The sequence below is a fragment of the Hydrogenophaga sp. L310 genome (assembly GCF_055703065.1).
Genome location: NZ_JBVPZA010000002.1, coordinates 504,046 through 521,024 on the forward strand (window position 1 = coordinate 504,046; position 16,979 = coordinate 521,024).

Consider the following 16,979-nt stretch of genomic DNA (forward strand, 5'->3'; position numbering starts at 1 on the left):
GGGTGGAGTCCTTGGCTGTGTACATGGAAGTCAATGCGCGTGGCCGCCGCTGCCCTGGGGCTTGCGGACGGTGGCGCTGGGTGCGGGCGGGTTGGGCGCAACGCTGGCGGCCGGCTTCGCGGGGCTGGCCACGGGCGTGGCGACTTCGCGCGACTGCGTGCCGGGCGGCAGGCTGTACCAGCCCGGGTCGCTGTAGTCGCCGGCCTTCTGGTCGGCGCGCACCTTGAGCGTGGTGAACATGCCGCCCATTTCGATCGGGCCGTAGGGGCCGGTGCCGGTCATCATGGGGAAGGTGTTGTGCGGCAGCTCCATCTGCATCTCGCCCATGTCGGCCATGCCGCGTTCGCCCATGACCATGTAGTCGGGCACCGCTTTCTGCAGCTTGCCGACCAGGCCGCTGTGGTCCACGCCGATCATGGTCGGCACGCCGTGGCCCATGGCGCCCATGGTGTGGTGGCTCTTGTGGCAGTGCATGGCCCAGTCGCCGGGTTCGTCGGCGATGAACTCGATCTGCCGCATCTGCCCCACGGCCACATCGGTAGTCACCTCGGGCCAGCGCGCGGTCTTCGGGACCGGGCCGCCGTCGGTGCCCGTCACCTCGAACTCGATGCCGTGGATGTGGATCGGGTGGTTGGTCATGGTCAGGTTGCCCACGCGCACGCGCACCCGCTCGCCCAGGCGCGCCACCAGCGGACTGATGCCCGGGAAGACGCGGCTGTTGAAGGTCCAGATGTTCTGCTCCAGCATGGTGTTGACTTGCGGCGTCAGGCTGCCGGGCTCGACGTCGTAGGCGCTGAGCAGGAAACAATAGTCGCGCGCCACGTCGTCGATCAGCGGGTGCTTTGCCTTCGGGTGCGTGACCCAGAAGCCCATCATGCCCATGGCCATCTGCACCATCTCGTCGGCGTGCGGGTGGTACATGAAGGTGCCAGGGCGCCGCGCCACGAACTCGTAGACGAAGGTCTTGCCCACCGGGATCTGCGGCTGGTTCAGGCCGCCCACACCGTCCATGCCGTTGGGCAGGCGCTGGCCGTGCCAGTGGATGGTGGTGTGTTCGGGCAGCCGGTTGGTGACGAAGAGGCGGACCTTGTCACCCTCCACGACCTCGATGGTCGGGCCCGGGCTCTGGCCGTTGTAGCCCCACATGTTGACCAGGAAGCCGGGCGCCACTTCGCGCACCACGGGTTCGGCCACCAGGTGGAGCTCTTTCACGCCGTCTTTCATGCGCCAGGGCAGGGTCCAGCCGTTGAGCGTGACCACCGGGTTATACGGCCGACCCGCGCCGGTGACGCCGGGTGGCGTCCAGGGCGCTGCGGTCTCGGGCGAGGTCTGCTGCAAGGCTTCGGGCAGGGCCGCGAGCGCGACGCGGCTCACGCTGGCGGCGGCCACGGCCGTGGCGGCGCCGGCAAAGAAGTGCCTTCGGTTGAGCGGGCTTGTCATGTTCAGTGTCCTCCCGCGGCGGCACGGTTGTTGTTGTCGCTGCCCGATGGCGCACCGGCGGCCACATAGTCGGCACCCGCCAGCAGGGCGTCCCAGTCGGCCTGGGCGAGCCAGAAATCGCGCCGGGCCTGCACCGCGTCGTGCAGCGCTGCCAGACGCTCGCGTGCGCTGGCCAGCAGGTCCCAGCTGCTTTGCAGCATGCCGTTGTAGCGCAGCAGGGTTTCCTGCTGCTGCGCGGTCTGCAGGCGGAGCACCACGTCCTGCGCGTGGTGGGCGCTGGCGTGCTGCGTCTGCAGCTGCGACCAGGCCTCGCGCGCCATCGAGCGGCGTTCGGTGGCGGCCAGCAGCAGAGCGGACTCGGCCTGCACGGCGGCTTCGAGTGTGTGGTCGCGCGCCAGCCGCAGATCGCCCAGTTGGGGCGCGGTCCAGGTCGGTGCGTCCTGCAGGGCCGCGGCGGTGGCTCGGTCCCAGGCGGCCCGGCGTTCGGCGCTCACGGCCTCCAGCGCGCGCTGTGTGCGCAGGCGCTGCTGCGCGAGCGCCGGCAGGCTGCGGATCGCGGCGGATTCGACGTCCGCGGGCAGCAAACCCGTTCCGGGGCTGGGCTGCGCGGGTGGCTCGGGCAGCTCGTCCGGCAGACGCGCCAGCAACTGCGCCACCGCGGTGGCGTCCCAGATGCCGAGCAGCCGGGCCAGCCGCTCGACCGCAGCGGTCTGCGCCTGGGCCGTGCGGCGCCAGTCCTGCCGGGCCTGGGCCTCGACGAGCTGTTCGCGCTGCAGGCGGGCCTGGCTCCAGTTGCCGGCCTGCGCCATGCGGCGGCCCAGTTCGGCGCCGGTGGCGGCGGCCTCCAGCGACTCACCCGTCAGACGCAGGCTCTGGCGCGCCGTGACCGCTTCGGCCCAGGCGCGGTGCAGCTCGCGCACGTGTTCCGCGTAGGCGCGCTGCACGCGGTTGCGCTCCAGCTCGTTCAGGGTGGGGTGGGCAAAGAGGCCGGGCCGCAGGCGCAGCGAATCGCGCAGCGCGGTGGAAAAGTCCAGCGGGCTGGCCGCGGCAGGTGCCGGGGCCGGTGTGGCGCTGGCGTTCCGGGCTTCCCAGCGCAACAGGTCGATGTGGCCCCGCGGGAAAGCGGCCACGCGCTGGTTGACCTGCTGCCAGATGGCCCGCGCGCGCTCGATGTCGGTGGGCCATTCGGGCGCGGGACCGGCGTCGGGCACGGGTGCAGGGGTTGCGGCAACGGGTGCCGAAGGTGTCTGGGGGTCGGCCGCGACGAGGGCGGACGGACGGGACGGCTGCGCCAGGGCGGGCCCTGCCACCGCCAGCGCCAAGGCCAGGGCCGCGAAAGGGGTTCGGGTGGCCGGGGTTGGCCGGGGCGGCAGAGGCTGCCGGAAAACGCGCATGAAGATCTCCTGAAAACCCGGAACTGCGCCAGCCAACACGCCCGGATAGGGCAGCGGCGGACGCACCTGTGGCGTGGTCTTCAGGAAATGGGTGGCTTGACGCCTTGCCGCGGCTCGGAGCTAGCGAAACTCTCGAGGCGGGCGGTGTGCTGGATGTGGGTGAGGGGCTGGGTGCCCAGGCCGGGCAGCGAGGCCGCCAGCGCCGGGCCGTTGCAGACATCGCACAGGCTGTGCTGGTGGGCGCCGTCGTCTGTGGTGCTGGCGTCGACCAACGGCACCAAGGCCTCCTGGCTATCGGCCGCCTGGGCTGGCGCCGCATGGTCCGGGCAACCGGCGTGTGACGCGGTGGCGGCGGGGCCGCCCGGCATGGAAAACGCCATGGCCTCGCCGACCCAGCCGCGCACAGGCAGCAGGGCGATCATGAGGGCGATGAGGAAATGGCGCATGGAGGGTCATGATACGGGCAGGCGGGGGGAAGTTCCCGCCAAGAACCCTGCCGGGCCCCGGCCCGCCCGGTGGCCGGCCGCTCAGTGGGCGTGACCGTGCGCCTGCAGGCCGCCCAGTTCGCCGCGTGCCTGCCGCACCACCGTGACACCCGCCGTGAGGGCGAGCGCGGCCATCACGCCGGCGACGAACAGGTCGGGCCAGGCCGAGCCGGTGCCGAACACACCGAGCGCGGCGAGCATGACCGCCAGGTTGGACAACGCGTCGTTGCGCGAGCACAGCCAGACGCTGCGCATGTTGGCGTCGCCGGTGCGAAAGGCATACAGCAGCACGGCCACGCCGGCGTTGGCCAGCAGCGCGATGAAGCCGACCACGCCCATGGTGAGCGGCTCGGGCACGCTGCCGGCGTGCAGCATCCAGCCCGCGCGGGCCAGCACGAAGACGCCGTAGGCGAACATGGTCACGCCCTTGACGAGTGCGGCGCGGCTGCGCCAGACCAGCGCCATGCTGAGCACGGCCAGCGAGAGCGCGTAGTTGGCGGCGTCGCCCGCGAAGTCCACCGCATCGGCCAGCAGCGAGACCGAGTTGGCCTGCAGCCCGGCAATGAGTTCGACGAAGAACATGGTGGCGTTGACGGCCAGCGCGATCCACAGCGCCTTGCGCCAGCGCGGGTCGATGGTCTGGGCGGAGGGGGTGGCGTCGGTGGAACAACTGGAATGGCAGGAGGTGCAGGCCATGAAAGGGGCTTTCGGTGTGGGAGGGAGAGGCGGCGTGTCATGATTGGAAACCTTGAAGCCACTTGAAGGTCAAGCATGACGGCAGCAGCTTTGTCCACGACGCCACAGCACCGCATCGGCGAGGCCGCCCGGCGGTCTGGCGTGAGCGCGGCCAACATCCGCTACTACGAGCGCGAGGGCCTGCTGCAGCCGCAGGCGCGGGGCGACAATCATTACCGCCTCTACAGCGAATCGGACATCCACCGGCTGCGTTTCGTGCGCCAGTGCCGGGCGATGGACATGTCGCTGGACGAGGTGCGCACCCTGCTCGGGCTCGACCTCAACAACAAGGCCGACTGCGCCACCGCCAGCGCGGCGCTGAACGAACACCTGGGCCATGTGCGGCAGCGCCTGGCCGAACTGCGCGCGCTGGAGAAAGACCTGCTTGCGCTGCGCAAGCGCTGCGACGGCTCGGACGACCACTGCCACATCATCGAAGCCCTGCACCAGCGGGCCGATGCGGCGCTGCCCGAGCCCGCGGTGGCTGGGCCACGGCGCCACGTCTGAACGGCGTGAGCCGCTGGCGGTGAGGTGTGCAATTTGTCACGGTTGAAAAAAATCGGCAGGTGTCAAAAATAGAGGTCCATTGAACTACCTTAGACTCGCGCGCTTTGTTGTGGGTGGTTCAAAAGAATGAAAAGTGAATACGAGGGAGGTCTGCGTCGCAGGGCGCTGGACAGTTTGATCTGCGCCTTGCTGGCGGCCACGCCCAGTGCTTTTGCCCAGCAGGCCTTGCCGGATCCGAGTGTGGAGTTGCGGCGTCAGCAAGACAACGAGGCTGCCCGGCGCGCGCTGGTCATGCCCACCGACCGGCTGGCCCCGAAGGACCTGCGAGCCGAAGAGGGTGAGCGATTGCCGGAAGGCGAGTCGCCCTGCTTCGACATCCAGGCACTGCGCCTGGTTGGCCCCGATGCGGCCGCATTCAACTGGGCGCTGAAAGACCTCGCAGGGCCGCAGGGAGACGACCCACCCCAGGGCCGTTGCCTCGGCGTGCAAGGCATCAACCTGGTGCAGAAGCGCCTGCAAAACGCCATCATGGCGCGGGGCTACGTCACCACGCGGGTGATCGTGGAGAACCAGAACATCGCCAGCGGGGTGCTCAGCTTTCACCCCATCGGCGGGCGGCTCGCCCAGGTCGTGGTGCCTGACGCAGCGCGCGATCACATCCATGCGGCAGCGGCGCTGCCCGCGGGTCCAGGCGATCTGCTCAACCTGCGCGATGTGGAGCAGGCCCTGGAAAACCTGCAACGGGTGCCCACGGTCCAGGCGGATCTGCAGATCGCACCGGGCCAGGAGGCGGGTCTGAGCGACCTGCAACTGAACTGGACGCAGGACCGGCGCTGGCGCCTGGGCGTGTCGCTCGACGATGCCGGCAGCGACAGCACCGGCAAGTTCCAGGGCACCACCACCGCATCGGCCGACAACCTCCTGGGCCTGAGCGACCTGGCCTACATCAGCTACACCCGGGCTTTGGGTGGCGGCGAAGGCCCTTCACCCAAGGGCAGCCAGGCCCTCGCTGCGCACTACTCGGTGCCTTGGGGCTACTGGCTCTACAGCCTCAACCTCAGCCGCCATCACTACCACCAGACCGTGGAGGGCGCCTTCGACAACTACCGCTACTCGGGCGAGAGCGACCACATCGAACTCAATGTCGACCGCGTGCTCTGGCGCAACAACCAGCATGTGACGACCGCCCATGCCAGCCTGCAACGCCGGACATCGAACAACTTCATCGACGATACCGAGGTTCTCGTGCAGCGGCGGGCCGTTGCGTCGCTGGTCTGGGGACTGTCGCACCGGATGTACTGGGGTCCTGCCATCCTCGCGGGTGATTTCACGTTCAAACAAGGCCTCAGCGGGCTGGGCACCCTGCCGGCCCCGGAAGATGCCTTTGACGAGGGCACCAGCCGCTACCGCCTGACGACCGCCAGCCTGAATGCCCAGGTGCCCTGGAAGGCATTGGGAAGCGCCTGGCGCTACAGCGCCACCGTGCGCCTGCAAAAACACCACACCCGGTTGACGCCGCAGGATCGCTTCAGCATCGGCGGGCGCTACACCGTTCGCGGCTTCGACAACGAGGCCTCGCTGGTGGCCGAAAGCGGTGTGGTCTGGCGCAACGAACTGAACTGGTCTCCGGGCTGGGCGCTCGGGCAGTCGCCCTACCTCGGCTGGGACATGGGGCGGGTTTCCGGCCCCTCCACGGTCAATCTGCCGGGCACCACCCTGGTCGGTGCCGTCCTGGGCGTCAGAGGCCTGCTGGGCGGATTCCAGTACGACTGCTTCTGGGGCAAACCCATCAGCAAGCCGGCCGAACTCAAGGCTTCGTCCAGCACCTGGGGCTTCATGCTGCACCGCGGCTTCTGACCCGCCGGCGCCAGCCACCGGCAAGGACCGGCCAACAACGATATCGATGGAGGGAGTGAGCAAATGAACAAACATTGTGGACGCTGGGTATTCAGCAAGATCCGGGGTTGCCTGATGGTGGTGGCCGAAGCGGCCAAAGGGCAGGGCAAGGGCGGTGGCGCACGCGGCGAGCGCAGCCGTGCGCCGGTGGGCGGCGCCTCGGGCACCGTACGCCTGGTCAACACCCTGGCCTTGTCGGCCATGCTCACCCAGAGCCTGCTGCAACCCCTGCAGGCGGTGGCGCAGATCCGCGCCGACAACACCGCCCCCGGCGCGCAGCGCCCCACCGTGCTGAGCACCGGCAACGGCTTGCCCCAGGTCAACATCACCACGCCCAGCGCCGCCGGTGTCTCGCGCAGCCGGCTCTCGCAGATGGACGTGGACAGCCGCGGCGCCGTGGTCAACAACAGCCGCACCCACACACCCACACAGATCGGTGGCTGGGTCCAGGGCAACCCCTGGCTGGCCACCGGCGAGGCGCGCGTGATCCTGCTGGAAGTCAACAGCCAGAACCCCAGCCGCATCAACGGCTTCATCGAGATCGCCGGCCAGCGTTCGGAGATCATCGTCGCCAACCCCGCCGGCCTGAACGTCAACGGCAGCGGCTTCATCAACGCCAGCCGCGCCACGCTCACCACCGGCGAAGTCAACCTCCATGACGCGGGGGTCAGCGGCTACACCGTGCGGGGCGGCACGATCACCATCGGCAGCCAGGGCTTTGATGCCAGCCTGACCGACTACACCGGCATCCTGGCGCGCGCCGTCGCCGTCAACGGCCCGGTGCGCGCCAACCAGCTCAACATCGTCACCGGCGCCAACCAGATCGAGGCCGACGGCCCGGGCGCTGCGCCCACCGCCGGCAGCGGCCCGGCGCCCAGCTTCGCGCTGGACGTCTCGCAACTCGGCGGCATGTACGCCGGCAAGATCACGCTGCTGGCTACCGAAGCGGGTGTGGGCGTGCGCAACGCAGGCGGCGTGCAGGCCGGCAGTGGCGGACTGAGCCTCTCCGCCAACGGCGACCTCGTCAACCAGGGCAGCCTCGCTTCGCAAGGCAGCGCCAGCCTGAACAGCAGAGGGCGCTTTGACAACAGCGGCAGCCTGAGCGCCGCTGCAGCGCTGAACGTGCAAAGCACGGGCACGGTCACCAACAGCGGCCAGATCCGCAGTGGCGGGGCGCTGACGCTGCAGACTGCTGCCGACCTGGCCAACAGCGGCCAGATCGGCGCGGGGACCGAAGCGACCCTCGTCGCCGGTGGCCGGCTGGACAACACGGGCGGCATGAGCGCGGGCACCCACCTCAGCCTGCAAGGCGCCCAATTGTCCAACGCCGGCAGCCTGAACGCCGGCCAGTTGCTGACCCTGAACTCGGCCGGACGCTTCGACAACGAGGGCGAGATCGTGGTGCAGGGCTCGGTTCAGCTGGTGGCTCCGCAAGGCATGGCCAACACCGGCAGCATCCAGAGCCAGAAAGACATCACCCTGAGCACGGGCGCCGAAGTGGTCAACAGCGGCAGCGTGGTGGCCGACGGCGCACTCGCCGTTCAGGCCGGCACCACCGTCACGAACTCCGGCAGCCTCATGGGCGACCAGGGCGTGAGCATCCAGACCCCGCAAGTCATCGAGAACCGGGGCCACATCCTCAGCGGCGCGCAGACCACGCTGAGCGCCACCGAGTCCATTCACAACCACGGCCTGATCGTCGGCGACGGCAGCATGCAGCTGGAAAGCGGCCAGCGCATCCACAACCACAGCGGTGCCCAGATCTACGCGGGCGGCGCCCTGCAGGCCCAGACCGGCCAGGCCATGCTCAACGAAGGCCGTATCGGCGCCCATGGCGACATCCGGCTCGAAACCCGGGCGGCCGATGGCCGCATTGACAGCACCGCCGGCTCGGTGCTCAGCGCCGGCATGGACCCCGCTGGCGCCGTGCCGCTGGGCCAAGGCAGCCTGAGCCTGCACGGCGGCAGCGCGGGCGCCATCGACCTCAAGGGCCTGACGCTGGCTGGCCAGAGCATCCAGGCCCAGGCCGGCAGCCTCAACCTGGACGGCAAGGACCTGTTGACACAGCGCATGGACCTGCAGGCCAGCCAGGGCGACCTGTTGGCGCAAGGCAGTTCGCTGCAGGCCGTGCAGCAGCTGCGGCTGGACGCAGCCGGTGAGCTGCGCACCGACAACGCCACCCTGGGCGCCACCCAGCTCGACGTCACGGCCAGCGAATGGAACCTGCGGGGCAGTCAGCTGCAGCAGGTCGGTACCGCCGACCAGGACGCGCGCATCCAGGTGGGCCAGCGCATCGACGCCAGCGGCGCCACCCTGGCCGTCAACGCCGGCTCGCTCACGCTGTCCAGCCAGGAACTGCAGCTGGACCACACCACGCTGACCCACAGCGGCACCGGCGCGCTCGTGCTGCAAAGCCAGGGCCCGCAGACCGTGGTGGCCGACGACGCATTGCTGAGCACCGGCGGCTCGCTGCAGCTCGACGCCGCCGCGTTGCAAGCCAGCCGCAGCCTGATCAGCGCGCAGACCGACGCCCAGCTGAACGTGCAGGGCGCCATGACCGCCACCGAAGCCACCCTCGTGGCCAACGGTGCGCTCGACCTGCGCGCGGGCAGCCTCAGCGCGGACAGGGCTGACCTCGTCGGCGTCGACGGCGGCGCCACCCTCAATATCGCCGGTGTCGCCAGCCTGCGCGAAGGCAGTGTGCAGTCGCGCGCGAACATCGGCATCAGCGCCCAGTCGCTCGACAGCACCCAGGGCCTGATCAGCGGGCAGGACATCAGCATCGACACCCAAGGTGGTGCGCTGGGCAACGCCGACGGGGCTATCCTCTCCGCGCGCCACCTGAACATCGCCAGCGGCGCCATCGACAACCAGCGCGGTGTGCTGCAAGGCGGCGGCAACGCCAGCATCGCCGCCAGCGGCGCGGTCAACAACCAGGGCGGCCAGATCCTCGCCGGCGGCACCCTCACCCTCACCAGCAGCGACACCGTCGACAACCGCAGCGCCAGCGGCGTGCGCGCCACCATCGCGGCGAACACCGGCCTGAGCATCACCAGTCAGGGGCTGATCAACCAGGGCAGCGACATCAAGAGCGCGGCAGCCCTTCAGATCGATGCCGGCACTGGCGCCGTCGACAACAGCCAGGGCGGTCTCATCGCCGCCAGCGGCGCGCTCGACCTTCGCGGCGGCGCCGTGAACAACAGCCAGACAGCGGGCGCCAGCCAGGGCATCCAGGCCCAGAGCGCGACCCTGGACGTGCACAGCCTGGACAACCGCAACGGCGCACTGCTCGCGCAGAACCAACTGGCCGTCAGCGCCAGCGGCACGCTGGACAACACCGGCGGCCTGCTGTCGAGCACCGGCACGCTCTCCATCACCGACCCACAAGCCGCGGCCAACCCGGCCGCCAAGACCCTGACCATCACCAACGGCGCCGGCGGCGTCATTGCTGCCAACGGCGCTACCGCCATCGACGCCCGCAGCCTGGACAACAGCGGTGTCATCGCCAACGCGGGCGACGGCAGCGACGGCAGCGGAGAGCTGCGCATCGCGCTGTCGGGTGCGCTGGTCAACCGCGCGGGCGGCTCCGTGCAGGCCGCCGACAGCCTGAGCGCGACCGCGGGCAGCGCCAGCAACGCCGGCACGCTCGAAGCCGCGAACGAACTGCACCTGGCTGCCGGCAGCATCCACAACCAGGCGACAGGCGCCGTGCGCGCCGGCCTGATCGACCTGCAGGCCGGCAGCCTCAGCAACCAGGGCCTGGTCAACGGCAGTTTCACCCTCATCCAGGCCGGCGCGGTCACCAACTCCAGCGGTGGCCGCATCTACGGCGACCAGATCTCGATCGCCGCCAACCAGTTGAACAACCAGGGCGGCGCGGGAACCAACCCCGTCATCGCCAGCCGTGGCGACCTCGATCTGGGCGTGGGCACGTTCAACAACAGCGAAGGCGCCCTGCTGTTGAGCCTTGGCGACACCCGCGTGGGCGGCAGCCTGGACGCCAACGCCCGGGCCACCGGCAGCGCCGGCGCCTTCATCAACAGCAGCGCAGAAGTCGAGGTCTTCGGCAACCTCACGGTCAACGCCGCCAGCGTGCAGAACGTCGATGCACACGGCAACAGCTACGAGAGAAGCACCACCGAACACATCAAGGAATACCTGCTGCTCGACGAGGATCACGCTCAGTACATGCAACCCCTGAGCGAGGCCACCGGCGGTATGGACTGGCGCCTGGAGTACGACGAGCAGTACATGGCCCACTACCTCTTCGACGACGGCAGCCCCCATGTCGGGGGCAACCTGTGGCGCATCGACGAATACGACCGCACCATCACCGAAAGCGGCAGCTCCGGCCGCGACCCCGCGCGCATCAGCGTGGGCGGCCACATGACGGTCAACGCCGGCAGCACCGTCAACGACAAGAGCAGCATCCTCATCGGCGGCAACTTCCTGCTCTCGGGCGGCAGCCTGCAGAACATCGACGGCTACCGCTCGCGCACCGTCACCGAAGACAACGGCACATCCATGTTCTCTTACACGGAGCGGGGTTGGTACAGCGGCCAGCGGCACTGGCGCCGTTATCTTAGCGATGCAGGCGAACGCGAGTCCACCCCTGTGAACGAGTACGAAGCCATCTCCGCCGAACTGGCCTACCACACCAACCCCAACCACGGCAGCGCGCGCCCGCAGGCCGCACAGGCCGTCTCCGTGGCCAGCCTCGCCAGCGCGCCCACGGCCACCACGGCCGCAGGCCTGAGCGGCACGCCAGGCGGCGTGCTCGGCCGCCCCGGCCCGGGCGTGGTCGTGCGCACCCTGCCTGCGGGCCTGGGCAGCGGCGGCCACGTCACGGGCTCCGGTGCCACCGCCGCCTCGTCCGTCAACGCCCCACCCATCGACCTGCCGTCCAACGCCCTGTTCCAGGTTCGCATCGGTGCGCCGGCGGGCTACCTGGTCGAGACCGACCCCGAGTTCACCCTGCAGCGCCGCTGGCTGGGCAGCGACTACATGCTCACCCAGCTGGGCCACGACCCCGCCACCCAGACCCAGCGCCTGGGCGACGGCTTCTACGAACAGAAGCTCGTGCGCGAGCAGGTCGCCCAGCTCACCGGGCGGCGCTACCTCGGAACCTTCACCAACGACGAAGCGCAGTACCGCGCCCTGCTCGAAGCGGGCGTGGCCTTTGCGAAGTCCTACCAGCTCAAGCCCGGCATCGCGCTCACCGGCGCGCAGATGGCCCTCCTGACCAGCGACATCGTCTGGCTGGTCGAGCGCACCGTGCAACTGCCCGATGGCCGCAGCCAGCGCGTGCTCGTGCCCCAGCTCTACGCCCTGGTCGACCGCAAAACCGGCACCCTGCAACCCGGCCTGATCTCGGCCAAGGGCGCGACCATCAACCTCTCCGGCGGCCTGTTCAACTCGGGCACGCTGGCCGCACGAGACAACCTCGCCATCAACGCCGGCAGCATCACCAACGTGCTCGGCCAGATGCAGGGCAACAACGTCGACCTGCGCGCCCGCGGCGGCATCACCAGCATCCTGGGCGACATCGCCGCGCGCCAGAACCTCAACATGAAGGCCGGGGGCGACATGGTCTTCGTCGGCGGCGGCATCAAAGCCGGGGGCAACGCCCGGCTCAGCGCCGGCGGCGACTTGCAACTGCTGGCCTACGACACCGGCAAACAGGTGCGCGCCCAGTCCCCGCGCGATGAGAACGGCAACCCGGTGGGCAAAGGCCCGGTCTGGTCCTTTGAGAACAGCACCTACAACCAGACCGGTGTGGACATCCAGGTCGGCGGCAGCCTCAGTGCCAGCGCGGGCAAGAACCTCGTGGCCCAGGGCGTGAACGCCAACGTCGGCGGCAGTACCAGCCTCAGGGCGGGCGGCGACATGCAGCTCACCACCGCGCTCAGGGGCCACGTCAACAGCTTCGACTTCTACAACAAGTACAAAAGCGCCGGCGACCTGCTCAAGATCAGCCAGCGCATCAACAGCCGCGACATCGATCTCAAGAACAGCGGCAACAACTGGAGCAGCGGGGGCGCGGTGAACCTGCAGGCCGGAGGCAACATCGCCCTGGTGGGCGCGCAGATCAACAGCCAGGGCTACAGCGCCAGCGCCGGCGGCAGCTACCAGGAGCGCGCCGCCTACGACGTGAAAGAAAACGTCCACATCGAGACGACCAAGCGCAGCGGGCTGGGCGTGCACATCGCAGGTGTGCAGGGGCACGCCACCCAGGGCGGCGTCTTTGGTTACCACAAGGCGACCAAGGACACCAAGCACACCGAGACCCACGTCGACAGCACCCGCACGGCCATCGTCACGAACATCAACGCCGGCTCGGGCGCGGTCACGCGCGACGTTGGCGGCGACGCCTTCATCGAGGGATCGATCATCCGGGGTGGTGAGGGCAAGGTCGACCCGGTGAGGGCCGGGGGCAAGGTCACGGCCGTGGCCGCCGTGGACACGCGCCACATCGAAGACAGCGTCTCCACCAGCAGCCTGGTGTGGCAGAGCACGAAAAGCAAGGGCAGCATCGAGCAGACGCTGCACATGCCCGAGATCCACGGCCTGCCCGCCAACATGAGCGCCTACCAGGGGGCGGGTGGGGTGAGTGTTCAGTTGCCGGCCGGATCTGGCGTGCGCACGGCCATCGAAATGCTGTTCAAGGAGCCGGGCAAGGGCTACCTCAAGGAATTGGGCAACCGCAGCGACATCGACTGGCAGCGCGTGGAGGAACTGAACAAGAGCCTGGACTTCAGCAAATCGAACATGACCCAGGAGGCCGCGATCGTCGTGGCCATCGTGGTCACGATCCTGACCTATGGGGCGGCCAGCGAAGCAGGACTGGGTATCGTGGCAGCCTCGGGTACCGCCTCCCTGGCCTCCACCGCCGCGGTCAGCCTGATCAACAACCAGGGCGACCTCGGCGCCACTTTGAAGGAACTGGGCTCCAAAGAAAACCTGCAGGGCCTGCTGCTGACCATGGCCACCGCCGGGCTGACCCATGGCGTGCTCAGCGCCATCCCGGTCGACGGCGGCACGCTGGCCGGCGTCACCGCGGCCAGCAGCATCGAACTGGTCTTCGCCAAACAGGTCGTCCAGGGCATCACCAGCGCGATCCTGGAGAGCGCCGTGATGGGCACCAGCCTGGAAGACGCGCTCAAGAACAATCTGCAGGGCGCGTTGATCAACACCGTGGCGGCCAAAGGGGCCAACGCCATCGGCGACGGCGTGAAAGCGGGCGATCTGGACAACACCAGCAAAGCCATTGCGCACGCGCTCTTGGGCTGCGCGGTGGGCACGGCCAACGCGGGCAGCAGCAGTGGCTGTGCACCCGGGGCCACGGGCGCGGTGATCGGGGAGATCGTGGCGGGGCTGTACGCCGATGCCAGCGGCTACGACCAGCTCAAGATCGACGCCAACAAACCCGACGCCAGCGCAGAACTCAAGCAGCAACTGGCCGTGGTGACCCACACCATGACGGAGCTGGCCAAGTTGACAGGGGCTGGCGGAGCCCTCTTGATCGGCGGCGACGCCTCAACCATGCAGATCGCCATGGGCACGGCGCAGAACGCGGCGGTGAACAACCGGCAGTTGCATGCGGATGAGCGGGCGTGGGCGGAGAGCAACGCGAGCAAGTTCCGCGACTACTACCAAGCAGAGACGGACCAGACCATCACGATTGAGCAGGCCCAGCAGATGCTGCTAAGCGCTGAGTACGCCGTGACCGACGATGCGGCGCGCAACACCGGTCGCTCCGACACCTTGGCCGCTCGTTTCGTGTCGGAGAACGCCCCGAGCAATTTGCTCAACACCACGGCGTCCGAGCGGGCCAACCCATTGCTGGGAGGAAATCCGGACGGAAGCTGGACGCCCGAGCAGCAAGCACGCTTTGGCGCGCCCGATGTGTCGGCCTGGAGCAGCAAGCAAGTCCAAAAGGCCGAACAGGTGCTGCGTCAACAAGGAACTTGCGGCACTGACGTCGGTTGCGGTGCGAGCAAAGTAGCGGCCGTGGGCAATGCCTTTACCGCGCTGGAACAGCAAAAGGCCCTCTACCAGGACAACCCTGCCAGAGTGCAGCAAATTGAAGGAGAGCAGCTTGGCCTGGTCAGCCAACTGAGCCAGCACGATCTGGAGCAGGTGCAGTTGGCCGCAGCGGACATGGAGTTCATGCTGAACATGAGCGCCATTGGAGCGCTCCCGGCGGCACTCAAGGGTACGGCCAGTCTGTTCCAGAGCATGGGCGTGGGTTCTGGCAAGGTGGTGTTGCCTCTGTCGACATCGACCAAGGTGGCTGAGAATGTGTCTCTTGGGGCGAATGGGGGAGCGGTGCCAAGCGGCTTTGCGAATGCGAACGAGTTTGCGAATTTTGGTGGCAATGTCCGTGGAGGACTCAAAAGTGCAGGGTATCCAGATGTCGAGCCAATTCTCCAAGGCAGTGCTGTTACAGGTAAAAGTTTTGGAACCGGTGCACCGTTTGATGTTGGACGAGTAAGTGATTTTGATGTGGCTCTTGCAAGCCCATCCTTACTGCAACGAGCCCAGGATCTGGGTATTGGAGTGCGTTCTGGAGGTACCCGGACCGGACCTCTCTCTGCGCGTGACTTGGAAGCGCTTGGCCTTACAAAATTTGCTTCTGAGATTAGCACTCAAGCTGGTCGCGAAGTCAATTTCATGATCTATCAATCACCTGCGGTGGCCGTGCAAAGAGCGCCCAGTATCAGCCTACCCGGCGGAAAGTAGTAAAGCTATGGCGACATACATTCTTTATGGAAGCAAAGTATCTCCTGTCGAAGCAAAGGGAATCTTGGAGGAATTACTCACGTTGCAATTTGAGGCAAGAGAAAGTGACTACCAAAATGGAGAGTACTTTAGGGCCGGCAGTAAGGCCGGAGAACACTTTGAATTGAAGAAAAACGCGGACCCATTTGACGGTGATCCAGTGGAAATGAAGTTCCCAGAGTTTCCAACACTGCTGTACATCAATGCCACTTCGAGATCGGAAGAGTTGAGAAAAATTGTGGAGCACGCACGTGGTGGCTTTGCTCTTTTGCGACACGAGGACTTTTAGGGCGGAATCAATAATCAAGTGCAACACCTCTCCCTGATCGCCGCGCGTGAGAACCAACCTACCAAGCTGCCGACTTGAGTCAATACCGTCAGCGGGTGGATGACAACTTCGTGAACTTCCCGCATATGCCTGAGCTTTGGGGTGAGCCGATTTACAAGCCCTGGTGATGCAGGCGTCATTCAGCCAGTTTCTCCAAAGGCACCACGGTGGTCCGAAGAGAATGAACGCCTTCTTTTTTCGACGGTTACTGGGCAGGCCAATGAACGCATTTCGTTCCTCCAATGGGTTTGGGGTGTTGAAAAATCAGCCATATATGCGTTTCAAGGTGCGGAAGGAGCGATGCCTGAGCTAATGACGGTCAAAGATTAAACCATTTCTCGGCGGATTCAAGTCTGAAGTGCAACAAACGCCGCCAAGCGGCAACGTAATTCCAACAAATTTATCAACTCAAGGAGGAACTCCATGAAAACCAAGAAGCACCCCGCATCGTTCATTCTGTTTGGTGCAGCCGCACTGACCCTGAGCGCAGCCTTGACCGCCTGCGGTGGCGGCAGTGACAGCGGCGATTCTGCCGACGGAACCATCTCCAAGACCTGTGCCCGAGATGGCAATGACGTTTCGGTCACCCAAGACGGCTGTCTCACGGAGTTTGGCAAGAATACCCAAACCGTCGCCTGCTCAGGCAGCAATACCCTGCATGTCTTGACCGGCACCGGATGGACCCATGACGCGCTGGTTCAAAGCGGTAGCAAGACCACCTCTGGGAATGCGAAATTCGGCTTCAATGAAGTCGTGTTGCGCTGCATCTGATCGTTTGAACCATTTTGTTTGAATTTCACCCATTAATACTTAAAGATGAAAACATTTTCCTTGAGATTGACCTCTGTCTGCGTCGCAAGTCTGGTTCTGCTGATCGGCTGTGGAGGTGGAAGCTCTGGCTCCGAAGACGAATCCGTGTTGGGTAAATATGTCGGCACTTGGATCGACAAATGCACCGTGATCAGTCCTGGGGGCGGTAGTGACGGTCCGATTTCCGAACATCAGATATTTACCATTACCCAGCTGGATGACACGCGCTTGTCTGCCGCATTTCAAGGCCCCCGCTATTCCAGCGTAGATTGCAGCGGAACAGGCATTCCATCGGGAGAATCGACATCCATACTCACCTACGTTGGCTCGAAGTCTGTTCCCCAAGGCACAGCCGACATGTTTCAGGTTGCGAAATCCGGGAGCGCGCCTCGCAACAATATTTCGATGATCAAGGATGGCCAGTTCTATCCGGTTGGAGACCCCGACCAAATGGCTGCAGATGGCTTCCCAAGCAACTTGGTTTTGGAGTACGTGTTTCGCAAGCGCTGACCGCTTTTAGTGGTAACGGCCGCACCCAGCTGTATGGGCCGGTCAACGACATGAGAGCGATCTTTTCAGCAGGATCTGAAAATCCCAAATTTG

The 16,979-nt window shown here is 66.6% G+C and carries 10 protein-coding genes; 6 read left to right on the forward strand and 4 right to left on the reverse strand.

Features of this window, described 5'->3' with window-relative positions:
• Window positions 1–30 precede the first annotated feature (30 nt).
• The 4 genes from AC0GNO_RS06100 to AC0GNO_RS06115 form a co-directional block, all read right to left on the reverse strand.
• Window positions 31–1,440 (reverse strand): multicopper oxidase family protein, encoded by a 1,410-nt coding sequence (locus AC0GNO_RS06100; RefSeq protein WP_472903333.1) that lies wholly within the window; start codon window positions 1,438–1,440, stop codon window positions 31–33.
• Window positions 1,441–1,442: 2 nt separating this feature from the next.
• Window positions 1,443–2,834 carry a TolC family protein gene (locus AC0GNO_RS06105; protein ID WP_472903334.1) on the reverse strand — a complete coding sequence of 464 codons (1,392 nt, stop codon included), beginning with the start codon at window positions 2,832–2,834 and terminating at the stop codon, window positions 1,443–1,445.
• An 80-nt stretch (window positions 2,835–2,914) separates the two neighbouring features.
• Window positions 2,915–3,280 (reverse strand): hypothetical protein, encoded by a 366-nt coding sequence (locus tag AC0GNO_RS06110; RefSeq protein ID WP_472903335.1) that lies wholly within the window; start codon window positions 3,278–3,280, stop codon window positions 2,915–2,917.
• 81 nt (window positions 3,281–3,361) lie between these two features.
• The gene (locus AC0GNO_RS06115) at window positions 3,362–4,015 is read right to left on the reverse strand and encodes a cation efflux transmembrane domain-containing protein (protein ID WP_472903336.1); all 654 of its coding nucleotides are present in this window, start codon (window positions 4,013–4,015) and stop codon (window positions 3,362–3,364) included.
• 75 nt (window positions 4,016–4,090) lie between these two features.
• On the opposite strand from AC0GNO_RS06115, the gene AC0GNO_RS06120 reads away from it, so the two are divergent.
• The 6 genes from AC0GNO_RS06120 (at window position 4,091) to AC0GNO_RS06145 (ending at window position 16,886) form a co-directional block, all read left to right on the forward strand.
• Entirely contained in the window at window positions 4,091–4,561 is a 471-nt protein-coding gene (locus AC0GNO_RS06120) for a Cd(II)/Pb(II)-responsive transcriptional regulator (protein ID WP_472903337.1), read from the forward strand.
• Between the two features lie 126 nt (window positions 4,562–4,687).
• Window positions 4,688–6,418: a ShlB/FhaC/HecB family hemolysin secretion/activation protein gene (locus AC0GNO_RS06125; RefSeq protein ID WP_472903338.1), complete on the forward strand. Its 1,731-nt coding sequence runs from the start codon at window positions 4,688–4,690 to the stop codon at window positions 6,416–6,418.
• A 63-nt stretch (window positions 6,419–6,481) separates the two neighbouring features.
• Window positions 6,482–15,199 carry a two-partner secretion domain-containing protein gene (locus AC0GNO_RS06130; RefSeq protein WP_472903339.1) on the forward strand — a complete coding sequence of 2,906 codons (8,718 nt, stop codon included), beginning with the start codon at window positions 6,482–6,484 and terminating at the stop codon, window positions 15,197–15,199.
• Between the two features lie 7 nt (window positions 15,200–15,206).
• Window positions 15,207–15,527: a hypothetical protein gene (locus tag AC0GNO_RS06135; RefSeq protein WP_472903340.1), complete on the forward strand. Its 321-nt coding sequence runs from the start codon at window positions 15,207–15,209 to the stop codon at window positions 15,525–15,527.
• 462 nt (window positions 15,528–15,989) lie between these two features.
• Window positions 15,990–16,337 carry a hypothetical protein gene (locus AC0GNO_RS06140; RefSeq protein ID WP_472903341.1) on the forward strand — a complete coding sequence of 116 codons (348 nt, stop codon included), beginning with the start codon at window positions 15,990–15,992 and terminating at the stop codon, window positions 16,335–16,337.
• A gap of 45 nt (window positions 16,338–16,382) precedes the next feature.
• Window positions 16,383–16,886: a hypothetical protein gene (locus tag AC0GNO_RS06145; RefSeq protein ID WP_472903342.1), complete on the forward strand. Its 504-nt coding sequence runs from the start codon at window positions 16,383–16,385 to the stop codon at window positions 16,884–16,886.
• The last annotated feature ends 93 nt before the right edge of the window (window positions 16,887–16,979 follow it).

Excerpts from the sequence above, each read along its gene's own strand:
- AC0GNO_RS06100 (WP_472903333.1), bottom strand. The coding sequence starts at position 1,440 with ATGACAAGCCCGCTCAACCGAAGGCACTTCTTTGCCGGCGCCGCCACG.
- AC0GNO_RS06105 (WP_472903334.1), bottom strand. The coding sequence starts at position 2,834 with ATGCGCGTTTTCCGGCAGCCTCTGCCGCCCCGGCCAACCCCGGCCACC.
- AC0GNO_RS06110 (WP_472903335.1), bottom strand. The coding sequence starts at position 3,280 with ATGCGCCATTTCCTCATCGCCCTCATGATCGCCCTGCTGCCTGTGCGC.
- AC0GNO_RS06115 (WP_472903336.1), bottom strand. The coding sequence starts at position 4,015 with ATGGCCTGCACCTCCTGCCATTCCAGTTGTTCCACCGACGCCACCCCC.
- AC0GNO_RS06120 (WP_472903337.1), top strand. The coding sequence starts at position 4,091 with ATGACGGCAGCAGCTTTGTCCACGACGCCACAGCACCGCATCGGCGAG.
- AC0GNO_RS06125 (WP_472903338.1), top strand. The coding sequence starts at position 4,688 with ATGAAAAGTGAATACGAGGGAGGTCTGCGTCGCAGGGCGCTGGACAGT.
- AC0GNO_RS06130 (WP_472903339.1), top strand. The coding sequence starts at position 6,482 with ATGAACAAACATTGTGGACGCTGGGTATTCAGCAAGATCCGGGGTTGC.
- AC0GNO_RS06135 (WP_472903340.1), top strand. The coding sequence starts at position 15,207 with ATGGCGACATACATTCTTTATGGAAGCAAAGTATCTCCTGTCGAAGCA.
- AC0GNO_RS06140 (WP_472903341.1), top strand. The coding sequence starts at position 15,990 with ATGAAAACCAAGAAGCACCCCGCATCGTTCATTCTGTTTGGTGCAGCC.
- AC0GNO_RS06145 (WP_472903342.1), top strand. The coding sequence starts at position 16,383 with ATGAAAACATTTTCCTTGAGATTGACCTCTGTCTGCGTCGCAAGTCTG.